Consider the following 15,035-nt stretch of genomic DNA (forward strand, 5'->3'; position numbering starts at 1 on the left):
ACCGCGGGTGTCAGCGTCAGCTCGGCGTCCAGGTCGGGCAGCAACACGAAGTCGTTCTGGGTGCCATGGCCTTTGGCGAAGATCATGCGCGCCACTCCTCAATCCCGGCTGCGCCGGGATTATCGTCGTCGGCGCGGATCACCTGCTCAGGATACGTGCCGCCAGGCTCCTAGCGCGGCGTCGGCATTGTCGGACGCGTTGGCATCCAGCCAATGGATCCGGTGGTCGCGGCGAAACCACGACCGCTGGCGGCGCACGTAGCGGCGGGTGCCGATGAACGTCGGCTCCCGCGCACCGTCGCCGTTGCCGCCCGCGTCGAGGTCGGCGATCACCTGCGCGTAGCCGAGCGCCCGTGCGGCAGTGACGCCGTTACGCAACCCGCATCCGAGCAGTCTGGTCACTTCATCGACCAGACCGTCATCGAACATCGCCTCGGTCCGGCGGGCCAGTCGCAGGTCGAGAAGCTCAGTGTCGCAATCTAATCCGATGATCACGGTGTCCCAGCGCGGTGTACCGATGACGGGCGCCGACGCGGCGAACGGCTGACCGGTGAGTTCGACCACCTCCAACGCGCGCACGATGCGCCGGCCGTCGGTCGGCAGGATCGACGCCGCGGCGGCGGGATCGCGGCCAGCCAGTTCGGCGTGCAGGCGGCCCACCCCGACCTCGGCAAGCCGCAGCTCCCATTTCGCCCGCACGGCCGGGTCGGTCGTCGGGAACGACCAGTCGTCGAGCAGCGATTGGATGTAGAGCATCGACCCACCGACCAGGACCGGTACCCTCCCCCGGGCCGCGATCGCCTCGATGTCGGCGGCGGCGGCGCTCTGATAGCGGGCGACGGTCGCGGTCTCGGTGACGTCGAGGACGTCGAGCTGGTGATGCGGAATGCCGCGGCGTTGCGCGACAGGCAGTTTTGCGGTGCCAATGTCCATCCCGCGGTAGAACTGCATCGCGTCGGCATTCACGATTTCTCCGCCGAGCCGCTCGGCAACCTGCAGCGCCAGTTGCGACTTACCGGTTCCCGTCGGGCCGACGATCGCCAGCGGCCTCACGGCTGCCAGACACCGGCGAAGTACCCGACGCCGTAGGGTGCCGCCCGGTGGAGCTCCTTGGCTGATCGGGGCGCCGGTTCGGTCAGACCCGCCAGCACACCGAAGGCCACCCGGCCTACGACTTGCCCGGGCAGTTGGCTCAACGCGGCTACGTCACCGCAAGCCAAAGCTTCGTCAAGAGCCCACTGAACCTCGACGTCGGCGGGGTGGTGGCCGCCCGGCGCGGCGGGGTTCAAGGTGTTCGCCCCGTCGGCGACAACCAACACACCCGTCGACTCGGCCGCGTCGTCAATCTCGTGGCGTAACTGCCGACCGAGGGCCAGCGCAGTGTCGGCATCGTGGTTCGCGGCGTAGACACGGACCTCGGCGCGGGCGTCCAGCTGAGCCTGATCCCGCATCCACCCGGCGATCAACGCGCAGAGCGGCAGCTCGGCCGGCTGGCCGGTTGCCTGCGGCGAGAGTCGCACCGCCAGATCGGCACCGAAACCCGCAAAGGTCCCGACGCTTTCCGGGCCGACTATGACGTCCGCTGTGTCGTTTGAGCCCACCCCGACGACCACCCAGCGCGGCGGGAGCGCGGCGACGGCGGCGACCATGGCCGCTCGCAACTCAGCCACCTCGTCGGCGGCGGCCCCGGCGAGCTCGGGGACCAGCACCGGCGCGGACGGAATGATCGCGATGGTGCTCAACACGCAATTAAACTAACGTTCCGACGGCGCCAAGGTTTGCGGAGTGGCTTTCAACCGTCCCGTGCCGAGCGCCTCTATGTCGGTGGCCTCGCCCTTGGCCAGCGCCACAGTCGACACGATCATCACGATCACCGCCGCCACCAGGACAACAATCTCGATGCCGTTGACGTGCAGGTCCTCAGAGAGCACGGTGATTCCCAAGATCCATCCCACCACCGGTTTGGCCAGGGTCATCGTCGGCAATGACGCGGTGAGCGCGCCGGCGCGGAATGACGCCTGCTGAAACACCATTCCAGCCAGCGCAACGGCGAGCCAGGCATACAGCTCGGGCGCGCGCAATAACGCCCCCAAGCCGCCGTGGACCGCCTCCTCGACACCTTTGGTCAGCACCGCAAATAGCGCCAACGCCGAACCCGCAACCAGCGCGAGCAGCACCGCGGCGACCGCGCCGGCCCAGATTCGGGCGCCCAGTACACACAGCACTAATGCCGGGCCCATCACCAAGGTCACCACCGCCCAGGTTTCCAGCGGGGCGCGCTGCTGGTCCGCCGTCGGATTCCCGACCGCCAGGATGACTGCGACCGCGCCGGCCAGCAACACTGCCCAAAACCATTCCCAAGTGGTGACCCGGTGGTGGGTGATCGCAGCGTTGATCGGCAACGCGAACAGCAACACCGTCACTTGCAGCGCGGTCACCAACATGACCGACCCCAGGCTCAGCGCCGCGGCCTGCAGGGCGTAATTGCCCACCGCGGCCGCACCGCCCAACCACCATCGGGTGTCGCGCAATGACAGGCGGAACAACTCCCATGCGCCGACGGGTTTGTCGACGATCTCGTGCGCGGAACGCTGCCGGATGACCGAGCCGATCGCCGATACCAGCGCAGCGCCCAGGGCAAGCAGTATGGCGACATATGCCCGGTCCATGGGCAACTTCCTCCCCCCGCTGGTTTGGCTGACAGACCAACTGTTCCATGCGCACGCTACTGAGCTGGGCAACGGCGGCTTCGGCACGGCGCGTCGCCGCGAACACCAACCTTACGACGGCGCCTTTTCGACGACGATCACATCACGTCCCGCGCCGGCCGCGATGCTGGCCGCCTCGCCACGAGCCAGGGCAATGGTCGAGACGATCACGACGACCGCGGCGGCGATCAACGCAAACATTTCGGGTCCGTCGGCGTGCAACGCCTCGCCGAGCACCAGGACGCCGAGCAGCGACGCAACCACCGGCTTCGCCACGGTCACCGTCGGCAGCGAGGCGGTCAGCGCACCGGCGCGAAATGACGACTGCTGAAAGATCATCCCCGCCAGCGCGGCCGGTATCAGACCGTACGCCTCCGGCGCACGCAGCAATGCCCCGAAGCCGCCGGAAACCGCCCCGACGGCGCCCTTGGTCAGCACCGCGAACAGCGCCAGCGAGGAGCCCGCCACCACCGCCAACAGCACTGGCGCCAGCGAACCGCCCGACCAGATGCGGGCGCCGAGCACGCAAAGGACCAAGATCGGCCCCATCACGACGGCCACCGCCGCCCAGATCTCCGGCGAACCCCGCGAGTGGCCGCCACCCGGGTGGCCGACGGTGACCAGGACCGCCAACGCCGCAGCCAGCAACACCGCCCACGTCCACTCCGAGCGCGTCACCCGGTGATGAGCCAGCCGCGCATAAATCGGCAGGGCGAAGAGCAGCGAGGTCACCTGCAACGCCGTCACCAGCATCACCGAGCCCAGCGCCAGCGCAGCGGCCTGCAGGCTGTAATTGGCGACCGCGCCGGTGGCGCCCAACCACCACCGCCTGTCGCGCACCGACAACCGGAAGAGCTCGAGGTGGCCGACCTGCTTGTCGGTGATCTCCTGCGCCGACCGCTGGCGGACCACGTCGCCGATCGCGGACGCCAACGCGGCGCACAGCGCGATCAACGCCGCGAAATCCGCTTTCGACATGCGATCTCCTCGCCGAGGGCCAGCCCTCAATCGGCTACCTGAACCGACTTTTCACCATCAGTTTTCCAGGAATTCCGCTGAGACGCGGAGAGGGCAGCGCGAGGGTCGGTCACACCTCGACGCTCGTTGCCATCGAACGTTCCGCCAACACCCCGGCCCCCCGGCCGGGGAACGCCGCCGGTCGATCGCCGTCAGCGGCCATGGTCGCCGCCTCGCCGCGGGCCAGGGCCGTGGTCGCGACGATCACCGCGACCACCGCCGCCGCCAGCACAAACATTTGAGGACCGGGAGTGTCCAACGTCTCGCCGAGCACGGTGACACCAAGCACCGAGGCCACCACCGGTTCGGCGACGGTCATCGCAGGCAATGAGGCGGTCAGCGTGCTGGCGCGAAACGCCGACTGCTGAAACACCGTCCCGACCAACGCCGCCAGTATCCAGGCATACAGTTCGGGCGCTCGTAGCAACGCACCCGGGCCGCCTCGGAGCACCTCCATGACGCCTTTGGTCAGCACCGCGAATAATGCCCACGACGACGCCGACACCACCGCAAGCAGCACCGCGGCACCCGCTCCCGACCAGATTCTCGCGCCCAGCACACACAACACCAATGCCGGCCCCATCACGACGGCCACGACCATCCAGATCTTCAGCGAGCCGCGCTGGTAGCCGGCCGCCGGGTCGCCGACGGCGATGAACACCGCTACCGCCGCGGCCAGTAAAACCGCCCACAGCCATTCCCAACGGGTCACCGGGTGACGGGTCAAACGCGCATTGGTCGGCAATGCGAACAGCAGCGCCGTCACCTGCAGCGCCTGGACCAGCACCACCGACCCCAGCACCAGCGCGATGGCTTGCAGGCCGAAGCTGGCCGCCGCCGCCAGGCCGCCCCACCACCAGCGGATGTCACGTAACGACAAGCAGAACAACTCGAAGTGCCCGACCCGTTCGTCGGTGATTTCCTGCGCAGACCGCTGACGGATCACATCCCCGACCCCGGATATCAACGCCGCGACCAACGCGAGTAACGCCGCGATATCGACCCTCGCTATGGGAGACCCCCTCGTCCGGCCCCGGCCGCATGCCGCTATTTACACATGCCAAGTGGAAAATTGTTTCACGAACAAGGGGTAATTCCGGCTAACGCCACGGCCCGAATTGACGCCGAAAAACCTGGCCCGTGGGCGGCTGCAACGCCAACTCGGAACGCACCGCGCGACAAGCTGCTTCAATACTGGGGAGATCGACTGGGGAGATCGCGACGGAGGACCCTGACGACTCCCCGCGAGCGCAGTTGACGGCGCCGCAATGCGCGGCAGGTGCGCGGCCAATAGCCGCGCGAAGGGTAGGTGACGGCAGCTCATGACGCCTGACGAGCCACACAACGAAACCCGGCCCACCCCACGGCCGGGACCGCGGCCCGGGCCCAAACCAACTTCCCGTCCCCACCCGCACCCAATCCCCGGGCCGCTGGCCAACGACCCACATCGATTCGGACGCGTCGACGCCGACGGAACGGTATGGCTGATCAACGCGACGGGCGAGCGGGTCATCGGGTCCTGGCAGGCCGGCGACGCCGAAGCCGCGTTCGCCCATTTCGGTCGGCGATTCGACGACTTGAGCACCGAGGTGGCGCTGATGGAAGAGCGGCTGGCTTCGGGCACGGGCGACGCGCGCAAGATCAAAGCCACCGCGGCCGGGCTGGCCGAGACGTTGCCGACCGCGCATGTGCTCGGCGATGTCGATGCGCTGGCCGCACGGCTTGCCGGCATTGCCGAGCGGGCCGAAGCCGTCGCCGCCGCCGATCGCTCCCGCCGCGACGAGCAACGCGCAGCCCAGACCGCCCGAAAAGAGGCCCTGGCCACCGAAGCCGAGGAGCTGGCCAACACCTCGACGCAGTGGAAAGCCGCCGGCGACCGGTTGCGCGCGATCCTCGACGAATGGAAGACGATCAGCGGTTTGGATCGCAAGACCGACGACGCGCTGTGGAAGCGCTACTCGGCGGCGCGGGAAACCTTCAACCGGAGACGCGGATCCCATTTCGCGGAATTGGACCGCGAGCGCGCGGGTGCCCGCGAGGCGAAAGAGCAACTCTGTGTGAAGGCAGAAGAGCTGGTCGACTCGACGGACTGGGGTGCGACCAGCGCCGAGTTCCGCAATCTGCTCACCGAGTGGAAGGCCGCCGGACGTGCGGCCCGCGACGTCGACGACGCGCTCTGGCGCCGGTTCAAGGCTGCCCAGGACACCTTCTTCAGGGCGCGTAACTCCGCGACCGCCGAGCGGGACGCCGAGTTGCAGGCCAACGCCACCGCCAAGGAGGCGCTGCTGGCCGAGGCGGAAAAGCTCGACACGAGCAATCACGAGGCCGCCCGGTCGACACTCCGTTCGATCGCCGAGAAGTGGGACGCGATCGGCAAGGTGCCGCGCGAACGGTCGGCCGAGCTCGAGCGCCGGCTGCGCGCAATCGAGAAGAAGGTGCGTGACGCCGGCGAATCGGACTGGTCTGACCCTCAGGCTCAGGCCCGCGCCGAGCAGTTCCAAGCGCGCGCCGAGCAGTTCGAACGCCAGGCCCAGAAGGCCGAGGCGGCGGGGCGCAGCAAGGAAGCCGAGGAGGCCAAGGCCAATGCCGAGCAGTGGCGGCAATGGGCTGACGCCGCCGCGGATGCGCTGACCCGCAAGCCTTAGCCCGAGCTAGCCGACCCGTTGCCGTTGTGGTTGGGCGCCTCGGTTTGTTCGGAGTCGTCGAGCGTTTCCAGCAGCGTTAGGGACTGCCGGTGCGCGGCGGCTCGACGGCGCTGCTCCTCGGCGGCAAGTTGCACGATCGTGCGCGACCACACCACCCGGGCCCAGTGAAACGTCAGCAAGATGATGGTGATCCATGCAACCACCAGACCTGCGCCGGGGCCCGGATGACCGGCGGCCACGGTCTGCCGCGACCAAATGGCCAGCAACCCGGCAGCGCTGGCCACCGCCGAACCGGCCAAAGCGACCCAGGCCAACGCCCAGCGCCGGGTCAACAACGCCAACATCGAGAAGCCGACGCCGAAAACCAGTGCTAGCCAACCGAATACTCGTGATGGCAGCGCCACCGCGGCCGCCCCCGAACCATGCGTGGAAAACAGCACATCCCATCCGCGCACGTTGCCGGTATGCGGCAAAATGAACGATGCGAGCAGTATGAAGACTAGGATGGCAACAACCAAAGCTCTTGCACCCGGCTCGATTTCGCGGGCGATGCGCCGTTCCGCCGCCTCAATGTCAGCCCGGAAATCGTCGAACTCGCCTTGCTTACGCCCGCTTTCGCTCATCGCGCGCACCCCAGAGGTTCCACCGCCGCGGCCGGTTGCCCGACGCCCGGCATGCCAAGACGGACACCGCTGGGACGTTGCCCGCCGGCGTAGGCGTCACCGGCGCTGGTGCGGCGGTGGCTGACGACGTCGCCGTCGGCGATGAGGTGGTGCGGCGCGGCGTCGGTGACGATCGTCGTGACGATGTCACCGGGGCGCACCTGCTGACTGCCCGGCGTGAAATGCACCAGCCGGCCGTCTCGCGCGCGCCCGCTCATCCGGGCGGTGCGGCTGTCCTTGCGGCCTTCGCCGGTAGCCATCAGCAACTCGACGGTGCGTCCGATCTGGTCGCGGTTCTCCTCGAGTGCGATGCGCTCTTGCAGCGCCACCAGTCGCTCATACCGTTCCTGAACGACGGCTTTCGGCAGCTGACCGTCCAGTTCGGCGGCGGGGGTGCCGGGGCGCTTGGAGTACTGGAAGGTGAACGCGCCGGAGAACCGGGCCCGCCGAACGACGTCCAACGTCGCGGCGAAGTCTTCCTCGGTCTCACCGGGGAAGCCGACGATCAAATCGGTCGTGATGGCAGCGTGCGGCATGGCCGCCCGCACCCGGTCGATGATGCCGAGAAAACGCTCGGCGCGATACGACCGCCGCATCGCACGCAACACCCGGTCCGACCCGGATTGCAGCGGCATGTGCAAGGCGGGGCAGACGTTCGGCGTCTGCGCCATCGCGTCGATGACATCGTCGGTGAACTCGGCCGGATGCGGCGAGGTGAACCGCACCCGCTCCAGCCCGTCGATGCGTCCGCATTCGGTCAGCAGTTCGGCGAAGGCGCCGCGATTGCGCGGTAACCGAGGGTCGGCGAACGAGACGCCGTATGCGTTGACGTTCTGGCCCAGCAGCGTGATTTCCAGCACGCCGGTCTCCACCAGCGACCTCACCTCGGCCAGGATGTCCTCCGGGCTACGGTCGACCTCCTTGCCCCGCAACGACGGCACGATGCAGAAGGTGCAGCTGTTGTTGCACCCAACCGAGATGGAAACCCAAGCGGCGTAAGCAGATTCGCGAGCTGCAGGCAGTGCCGACGGGAACTCCTGCAACGCCTCGGCGATTTCGACCTGAGCAACTCTGTTGTGCCGGGCCCGGTCAAGCAGTACGGGCAGCGATCCGATGTTGTGGGTGCCGAAGACGACGTCGACCCACGGCGCCTTACGCAGCACCGTGTCTTTGTCCTTCTGGGCCAGGCAGCCGCCCACCGCGATCTGCATATCCGGGTTGCTGCGCTTGCGCGGGGCCAGGTGGCTGAGGTTGCCGTACAGCTTGTTGTCGGCGTTCTCGCGCACCGCGCAGGTGTTGAAGACCACCACGTCGGCGTCGGCGCCGTCGAGCGCGCGCTGGTAGCCCGCCGCTTCCAACAGGCCCGCCAACCGCTCCGAGTCGTGAACGTTCATCTGACATCCGTAGGTGCGGACCTGGTAGGTGCGGCGCGACGCCAACGGCGAGCGTTCAGCCGCCGCGTCCGATGCCACCATCGAAGTCACGGGGCCATGGTACGGCGACTGCTGGCCACCGGTGCTGCCGTGGTCTACCCGGACGCGTCTAGACGCGCCTGCGCTCCCGCTCGGCGGCCAACTCGGCGCTGACCACGTCATAGGCCATCGTCTGGTCGAACCCGCGGCGCGCCAGCATCCCCGCCAGCCGGCGGCTCACCCGGGCGGCGGCGTTGTCGTCACCCAGGTTCTCCCGCCGCAGCCTGGCCCGCACCAGCTGCTCGGCGCGGCCGCGCTCGGCAGCCGGATTCATTCCGCCGAGCACCGAGGTGATGACGTCGTTGTCGACGCCCTTGGTGTGCAGCTCAGCGGCCAACGCGCGCTTGCCTTTTCCCGCGTTCGCCCGCCGCGAGTGCACCCACTGTTCGGCGAATCCGGCGTCGTCCACCAGCCCAACCTCGGCCAGCCGGTCTAGTACCCGGGCGCTGAGGTCGTCGGTATAACCGCGCTTGGCCAGTTGACCGGCCAGCTCGGCGCGGGTGCACGCCCGCGCGGTGAGCAGGCGCAGGCACAATGCCCGCGCCAGCTCCTCGCGAGACGGCTCAGAAATCGACGGGGGCGGGCAAGACGCTGTCATCGGTCACCACTGCGCCAATGCCGAGCTTTTCCTTGATCTTCTTCTCGACCTCGTTGGCCACGTCGGTGTTCTCCATAAGGAAGCTGCGGGCGTTCTCCTTGCCCTGACCCAGCTGCTCGCCCTCGTAGGTGAACCAGGACCCGGACTTGCGGATGAAGCCCTGATCCACGCCCATGTCGATCAGCGAGCCTTCCTTGCTGATGCCCTTGCCGTAGAGGATGTCGAACTCGGCCTGCTTGAACGGCGGCGACACCTTGTTCTTGACGACCTTGACCCGGGTGCGGTTACCCACCGCATCGGTGCCGTCCTTGAGCGTCTCGATCCGCCGCACATCCAAACGCACCGAGGCGTAGAACTTCAAAGCCTTTCCGCCCGTGGTTGTTTCGGGCGAGTTGTGTACCATCACACCATCAGCGAAATAGTTGTGCGAATCCTCGACTTCGATATCGAAGCGGTCCATCTTCTGATAGTTCGTCTTCGACTCGATCTCGGTGACACGCGCCGGCACCAGCTGCATCGTCGGTGTCACAAACTCCGGTTCCACGTTGAACTGACCACGGAAGCGTGGAAGCAGCTTGTACGCCATGGACGGGTGCACGTACGGCGCGATGAGCTCCTGGAACCTTGCAGTGGCCTGCGTAGAGAAGACCAGTACGGATTTACCTGCCGCACCAGCCTTCCGCAGTCGTATGTTCAGGCCATGGGTGTCGCGTAGATAGTCGCGAAGACGCACCTGGGACCCCTCGGTCATTGCCTCAACACAGATCTCGATTCGTCCGCTACCGCCTTGAGTGCGCTGCTGTAAGCCCTTGGACCGAAGACTGAAGGAACCGTCGTCCATGTACCAAATGGCTAGCGCCAACGGGCTTAGCGCCTTGAGGTACTCCTCAGAGAGGAACTTCTTGCCATCGCCCAAATACACCGCGCTCATGAGCTCATGAAGCTCGGAGAGCGGAGTGAAGTCTGCGAACACTGCTCCTTTGCTATTACTGGTGCGGCAGTGCGGAATGTTCGCCAGTAATGAGCATTTCCAATCAAGGTATGCCGATTGCTTCGCCCCATGGCCGATACGAAGTCGCGCAGATTCCGAATCTTGCCGCACCGGAGGAGAGAGACATCCGTCGCCCATCAAGGAACCCAGCACAACTTCCCATTGCTGATCACTGAGCAGACTCGGCTGGGCCAGTAGCACACGATCACCGACATTGATGTCTTCGGCTTCACGCCAGCCACCCGGGGTTCGGATGAGATGGTTCCGAGTCATGGCCAAGCTAGCGTGACCGCGTCCAGTCCCGCCTCCGGGCCGATCAACCTTGAAGTGCAAGAACTCTTCTGCCTTCCCGTTGTTGAACCAGTTGGTCACTTTGCGCGGCACGATCTGACCGGATTCGAAGTCGTAGGACAAGACCTCGACGTCCATCTTCTGGTTCACAATCTTTCCGAGCTTTTCAGTCGATCCGTCGGCCAAGGTGACGTTGGTGTACCAAGATCCACACCCGAACATCACACCGATCTTCTCGCGCAGCTGGTTGATGAAGATCGCCGTGGTACCCGAATTGTTCAGCGCGCCAGTCATTTTCCGCAGCGCCTGACTCATCAGCCGGGCCTGCAGTCCGACATGGCTGTCGCCCATCTCGCCTTCGATCTCTGCCCGCGGCACCAGCGCGGCCACCGAGTCGATGACCAGGATGTCCAGCGCGCCGGAGCGGATCAGCATGTCAGCGATCTCCAGCGCCTGCTCGCCGGTGTCGGGCTGGCTGACCAGCAGCGAATCAGTGTCCACACCAAGCTTGTTGGCGTAGTCAGGGTCCAGCGCGTGCTCGGCGTCGATAAACGCCGCGATACCACCCGCGGCCTGGGCGTTGGCCACCGCGTGCAGTGCGACGGTGGTCTTACCCGAAGACTCCGGACCGTAGATCTCCACGATGCGGCCGCGCGGCAGGCCGCCGATGCCCAGGGCCACGTCCAGTGCGATCGACCCGGTCGGGATGACCGAGATCGGCTGGCGCACCTCGTCACCGAGGCGCATCACCGAACCTTTGCCGTAACTCTTCTCGATCTGGGCCATCGCCAGTTCGAGGGCCTTCTCGCGGTCAGGGGCTTGCGTCATGGTGCTACCTCTCGGTGTAGTCGGTGTTCGATTGACCGGTCTCGGTCAGTTGGTCGCGACGCTAGAGGCAGGGTCTGACAAGTGCCCTGACCAGCATCTGACCGTCGAACACCGACCACATTAGCGAACATGTGTTCGATGACAAGTAGGCGCGCCGTATCGCCGACGAGAAGCAGTGCCGGCTAGCCGCGGTATAGGTCCGGGAACGTCGACCTAAGCGCGTCCAACTTGGGCAAGTCGTTTTGGACGATGTACGGGTTGTTCGGATTCAAGTCGAAGAAGTCCTGGTGGTAGGCCTCCGCAGGGAAGAACTGGGCTGCCGACGACACGCTGGTGACGATCGGCGCGGGGAAGGCGCCCGCCTGGTTCAGCTGGGCGATGTAGGCATCCGCGATGTTCCGTTGGGTCTGGTCCTGAGCAAAGATCACCGAACGATACTGAGTGCCCACGTCGGGTCCCTGACGGTTGAGTTCGGTCGGATCTTGCACGACGGCGAAAAAGATGTGCAACAGCTGGCCGTAGGTAACCTGAGTCGGGTCGTAGGTGATGCGCACCGTCTCGGCGTGCCCGGTCGTCCCGGTGCTGACAGTCTCGTAATCAGCTGTCGCCGCATTTCCTCCCGCGTATCCAGATTCGGCCGCTGCTACCCCTTTGACGTGCTGGTAAACGCCCTGCACGCCCCAGAAGCAGCCACCGGCCAGGACCGCGGTCTCAGCCTTGGGGCGCCCCGTCGCCGGTTCGTCGACCATAGGTGCCGGAATTGCGCTCGCCGTCGTCCCACTCGCGGGCGGCATCACCGGATATCGGACGAGGAACACCGTCGCGGCGAGTCCCACCACTGCCAGCCCAGCCGCCAGGATCGCTCGCCAGCGAAAAGTCGCAGTATTCACGCCGGCCTCCGCATTCGGTTGCACACCATTGAGTACCTTCATTACACGTAGTACACGTAATACACGTACAGAAAGTTCTCGTACAGGATGTGGCCACTCGGCAGCTTCGGGCCCGTGCCGACTCGGTCGATGACAGCGCGGCGGACCGAGTCCGCCGAGACGCCACAAATGGCCAGTGCGCGCGCCGCGTGCTGGTCGGGGCGAGCGAGAAGGCCGCAACCAACGCTTATTTCACCACTGTTCGCGTGGGACGTCGAAGTCCACACACAGCGCCCGCCACACGTCGCGCGGGTCCACGCCGTCCTCGATCGCCTGCGCGCCGGTGCGCCCGTCGAAGCCGGTCAGCACGTGATCGGACAGCACCGAGGCGCCGTAGATGGCGCCGAACCGCATGGTGACCAGCTCGTGGAACTCCGTTAGACGCACGCGAACCAAATTACCCAGCAGTCGCGAGCGCGTCGTGGCACACCGATACCGGATCGGCGACGTCGGTGACGCTGCCCGCGGCGCGCTGGGCCGCTTCCCGGTAGGTCGGCGTGGACAGCACCTCATCGACTGCGCTGACCAGCGCCTCAGCCGTCAACGGCCGAACTAGCCGCCCGCTGCCCTGGCGCGCCACTCGGTTCGCGATCTCCCACTGATCCCCTCCGCCGGGAACCAGCACCAGCGGCACACCGGCCAGTAGCGTCTTGGCCACCATTCCGTGCCCGCCGCCGCAGATCACCAGGTCGGCATGCGTCAGCAGTTCGTCTTGCCGTCCCAGCCCGGCCACCGCCCACGACGGCACCGTCAGGTCGGGACCGTTGAGCCGCGACACCACCACGCGTGCGCCGACGGGCAAACCGGTTCCGGGTACTAGGCAGTCCAGGGCGGTCTGGGCCATCCCCCGCGTCCCGGTCAATGCCGTCGACGGCGCGACGACCACGACCGGCCCGGAACCGGGTGGGATCGCCAGCACCTGCTCGGTCGGCTCGAAATGCAGCGGACCCACCAGGACGGCTTCGGCCGGCCAGTCCGGGCGCGGAACTTCCAGCGCGGGCAGCGTGGCAATCAGGCGCCGCAGCGGCCCGGGATCGGTGGCGGGCAAACCGATCTCGACGCGGGCCGCCGCTCGCTGCCGGATACCGGCCCGCCAGGATCGCGCGGTCAGCGCGCGCATCGCGGCGTCCCGCAGCCGGCCCCTGATGCCGGTGCCGGGCGCCAGTCCGCTGCCCAGCGGCGGCAGCCCTTTCGACGGCAGGTAGAGCGGATGCGTGTTGAGTTCGATCCAGGGGATTCCCAGCAGCTCGGCCGACATCCCACCGCAGGCGGTGATGACATCGGACACCACCAGATCCAGCGCCATCGCCCGCAGCTGCGGAAGGTTCAGCACGGCCATCCGCGCGGCGCGCTGATGGAGCTTGGCGCCGGCGTCGCGGTCGTCGTCGTCCGCGGTGGGGTCGAGCCCCGCCAGTTCGACGGCGTCGACGCCGGCGGCACGAGCAGTCTCAAGCCATTCGGTGCCGGTGAGCAGGGTCGGCGTGTCACCGGCTGCGAGGAAGCGTTGGCACATCGCGATGGCGGGAAACGAGTGCCCGGGGTCCGGCCCGGCCACCACGGCGACGCGCATCGTCCTACCCTGCCACAGCCGCCGACCGCTCGAATCCCCGTTAGGCTGGAGGCCATGACCGAGCAGACTCTCGAGAACACCCGCACTGTCGAGGGCTTCCTACATGCGCTGCAGGACACGGACCTCGAAACCGCAGGCGCCGCATTGGCCGAGGATCTGGTGTACCAGAACGTCGGGTTACCGACGATCCACGGGCGCAACAGGACGATGAAGCTCTTCAGCTCGCTGGGTGGTGCCGCGTTCGAGGTCAAGATCCATCGCATCGCCGCCGACGGCGCTGCTGTGCTCACCGAACGCACCGACGCGCTGATCTTCGGCCCGCTTCGGCTCCAGTTCTGGGTCTGCGGTGTGTTCGAGGTGCACGGCGGGCAGATCACCCTGTGGCGCGACTATTTCGACTTCTTCGACATGTTCAAGGCGACGGTACGAGGCCTGGCCGGATTGGTGGTGCCGTCGCTGCGGGCGTCGTTCTGACCCCGCGGTTCGGAAGGACAGTTCGATGAGCGACAACACGGTCCGCACCAAGCCGAGCGCACTCCAGTACGTCCGGTATTGCTGCGGCGGGCGGCTACCCGACTCGATGCGGGACTGGGTGCGCAACGATCTGACGGGTAAGGGCGCCACCACGCGGATGATGACCCGCGTCGCCGTTCCAGCGGTCTTGGTGCTTGCCCCGTTCTGGCTGATCCCAACGACGCTGGACGTCCACCTGAGCATGACGTTGCCGATCCTGATCCCGTTCGTGTACTTCTCGCATGCGCTCAACAAGGTGTGGCGCCGCCACATGCTGCAGGTGCACAACCTCGACCCGAATCTGGTGGACGAACGCCGTCGCCAGCGCGATGCCCACATCCACCAGGCCTACATCGAACGCTACGGGCCGCGGCCCGAGTCGGGCCCGTTCCGCGGCCACGACATTTAACTTCGCGGTAGCCCGCCGAGTTCATCGAAGGCCTGCGCCCAACCGACCAGCCGATCCGTCGCACCGACCAGCTCGTCGCGGTAGCGTTGCCGTGAAACCGATGATCCGGCAATGGAATCCAGCGGATCGTTGTTCGCCGACGACACTAATTGCGCTGCGGCAGTGACCATTTCGTTGTATTGACGGACGCCGGCGCTCAGTTGCGCGGTGAACGCGTTGATGGTGGGCACCAGGTATGAGCGTGATTGCGGAGTGCAGTCCGCCGCCCGCTCCATCGACACCACCTCAGCCGCGGTTGCCGCCATCGCAGTGGCGGTCTTGTTGGCCGCGGTGGTCAGGTCGCGGATCTCGGTGGCGGGCAGCATGTTGCCCCGCTCCATGACGCCCAGCAGCGAGAAGAAGC

At 66.7% G+C, this 15,035-nt stretch carries 17 protein-coding genes; 3 read left to right on the forward strand and 14 right to left on the reverse strand.

Going from position 1 to position 15,035, the window contains the following annotated elements; all coding sequences use genetic code 11:
- The 6 genes from VEI45_RS13205 to VEI45_RS13230 all read right to left on the reverse strand — a co-directional run.
- A partial coding sequence (locus VEI45_RS13205) for a hypothetical protein (protein WP_324853871.1) occupies nt 1-86 on the reverse strand: 86 nt, incomplete at its 3' end.
- Nucleotides 87-146: 60 nt separating this feature from the next.
- Nucleotides 147-1,052, reverse strand: a complete 906-nt coding sequence (miaA, locus tag VEI45_RS13210; RefSeq protein ID WP_324853846.1) for a tRNA (adenosine(37)-N6)-dimethylallyltransferase MiaA — start codon at nt 1,050-1,052, stop codon at nt 147-149.
- Nucleotides 1,049-1,744 carry a hypothetical protein gene (locus VEI45_RS13215; protein ID WP_324853848.1) on the reverse strand — a complete coding sequence of 232 codons (696 nt, stop codon included), beginning with the start codon at nt 1,742-1,744 and terminating at the stop codon, nt 1,049-1,051. The genes miaA and VEI45_RS13215 overlap by 4 nt, the downstream gene beginning before the upstream one ends.
- Nucleotides 1,745-1,753: 9 nt before the next feature.
- A complete protein-coding gene (locus VEI45_RS13220) occupies nt 1,754-2,668 on the reverse strand; it encodes a DMT family transporter (RefSeq protein WP_324853849.1) in 915 nt (304 codons plus the stop codon).
- 111 nt (nt 2,669-2,779) lie between these two features.
- Entirely contained in the window at nt 2,780-3,685 is a 906-nt protein-coding gene (locus tag VEI45_RS13225; RefSeq protein ID WP_324853851.1) for a DMT family transporter, read from the reverse strand.
- A gap of 109 nt (nt 3,686-3,794) precedes the next feature.
- Nucleotides 3,795-4,736 (reverse strand): DMT family transporter, encoded by a 942-nt coding sequence (locus VEI45_RS13230; RefSeq protein ID WP_324853872.1) that lies wholly within the window; start codon nt 4,734-4,736, stop codon nt 3,795-3,797.
- Between the two features lie 310 nt (nt 4,737-5,046).
- Here VEI45_RS13230 and VEI45_RS13235 point away from each other — a divergent pair, with 310 nt between their 5' ends.
- Complete coding sequence (locus tag VEI45_RS13235) at nt 5,047-6,369, forward strand: DUF349 domain-containing protein (protein ID WP_324853853.1); 1,323 nt, start codon at nt 5,047-5,049, stop codon at nt 6,367-6,369.
- On the opposite strand, the gene VEI45_RS13240 is transcribed toward VEI45_RS13235, so the two are convergent.
- From VEI45_RS13240 to VEI45_RS13270, 7 genes are all read right to left on the reverse strand, one after another.
- Nucleotides 6,366-6,992, reverse strand: coding sequence for a hypothetical protein (locus tag VEI45_RS13240; protein ID WP_324853855.1), 627 nt, complete (start codon nt 6,990-6,992; stop codon nt 6,366-6,368). The two genes, VEI45_RS13235 and VEI45_RS13240, sit on opposite strands and share 4 nt — an antisense overlap.
- Nucleotides 6,989-8,506: a tRNA (N6-isopentenyl adenosine(37)-C2)-methylthiotransferase MiaB gene (miaB, locus tag VEI45_RS13245; protein WP_324853874.1), complete on the reverse strand. Its 1,518-nt coding sequence runs from the start codon at nt 8,504-8,506 to the stop codon at nt 6,989-6,991. The genes VEI45_RS13240 and miaB overlap by 4 nt, the downstream gene beginning before the upstream one ends.
- A gap of 67 nt (nt 8,507-8,573) precedes the next feature.
- Nucleotides 8,574-9,101 (reverse strand): recombination regulator RecX, encoded by a 528-nt coding sequence (gene recX, locus VEI45_RS13250; protein ID WP_324853857.1) that lies wholly within the window; start codon nt 9,099-9,101, stop codon nt 8,574-8,576.
- Nucleotides 9,067-11,211, reverse strand: a complete 2,145-nt coding sequence (recA, locus tag VEI45_RS13255; protein ID WP_324853859.1) for an intein-containing recombinase RecA — start codon at nt 11,209-11,211, stop codon at nt 9,067-9,069. The genes recX and recA overlap by 35 nt, the downstream gene beginning before the upstream one ends.
- 182 nt (nt 11,212-11,393) lie before the next feature.
- Nucleotides 11,394-12,101 carry a peptide-methionine (S)-S-oxide reductase MsrA gene (gene msrA, locus VEI45_RS13260; RefSeq protein WP_324853861.1) on the reverse strand — a complete coding sequence of 236 codons (708 nt, stop codon included), beginning with the start codon at nt 12,099-12,101 and terminating at the stop codon, nt 11,394-11,396.
- A 231-nt stretch (nt 12,102-12,332) separates the two neighbouring features.
- The gene (locus tag VEI45_RS13265) at nt 12,333-12,527 is read right to left on the reverse strand and encodes a DUF3046 domain-containing protein (RefSeq protein ID WP_324853863.1); all 195 of its coding nucleotides are present in this window, start codon (nt 12,525-12,527) and stop codon (nt 12,333-12,335) included.
- Between the two features lie 10 nt (nt 12,528-12,537).
- Entirely contained in the window at nt 12,538-13,710 is a 1,173-nt protein-coding gene (locus tag VEI45_RS13270; RefSeq protein WP_324853865.1) for a glycosyltransferase, read from the reverse strand.
- 54 nt (nt 13,711-13,764) lie between these two features.
- Between VEI45_RS13270 and VEI45_RS13275 the strand changes: the two genes are divergently transcribed.
- Nucleotides 13,765-14,184, forward strand: a complete 420-nt coding sequence (locus VEI45_RS13275; RefSeq protein WP_324853867.1) for a limonene-1,2-epoxide hydrolase — start codon at nt 13,765-13,767, stop codon at nt 14,182-14,184.
- A gap of 25 nt (nt 14,185-14,209) precedes the next feature.
- Nucleotides 14,210-14,632, forward strand: coding sequence for a DUF5313 domain-containing protein (locus VEI45_RS13280; protein WP_324853869.1), 423 nt, complete (start codon nt 14,210-14,212; stop codon nt 14,630-14,632).
- Here the strand turns inward: VEI45_RS13280 and pspM are convergent.
- Nucleotides 14,629-15,035 (reverse strand): phage shock envelope stress response protein PspM (gene pspM, locus VEI45_RS13285; RefSeq protein ID WP_414687472.1); only part of this gene is annotated, 407 nt, incomplete at its 5' end. The genes VEI45_RS13280 and pspM overlap by 4 nt on opposite strands.

The sequence above is a fragment of the Mycobacterium sp. genome, assembly GCF_035623875.1.
In the GTDB taxonomy this organism is placed as follows: Bacteria; Actinomycetota; Actinomycetes; order Mycobacteriales; family Mycobacteriaceae; genus Mycobacterium.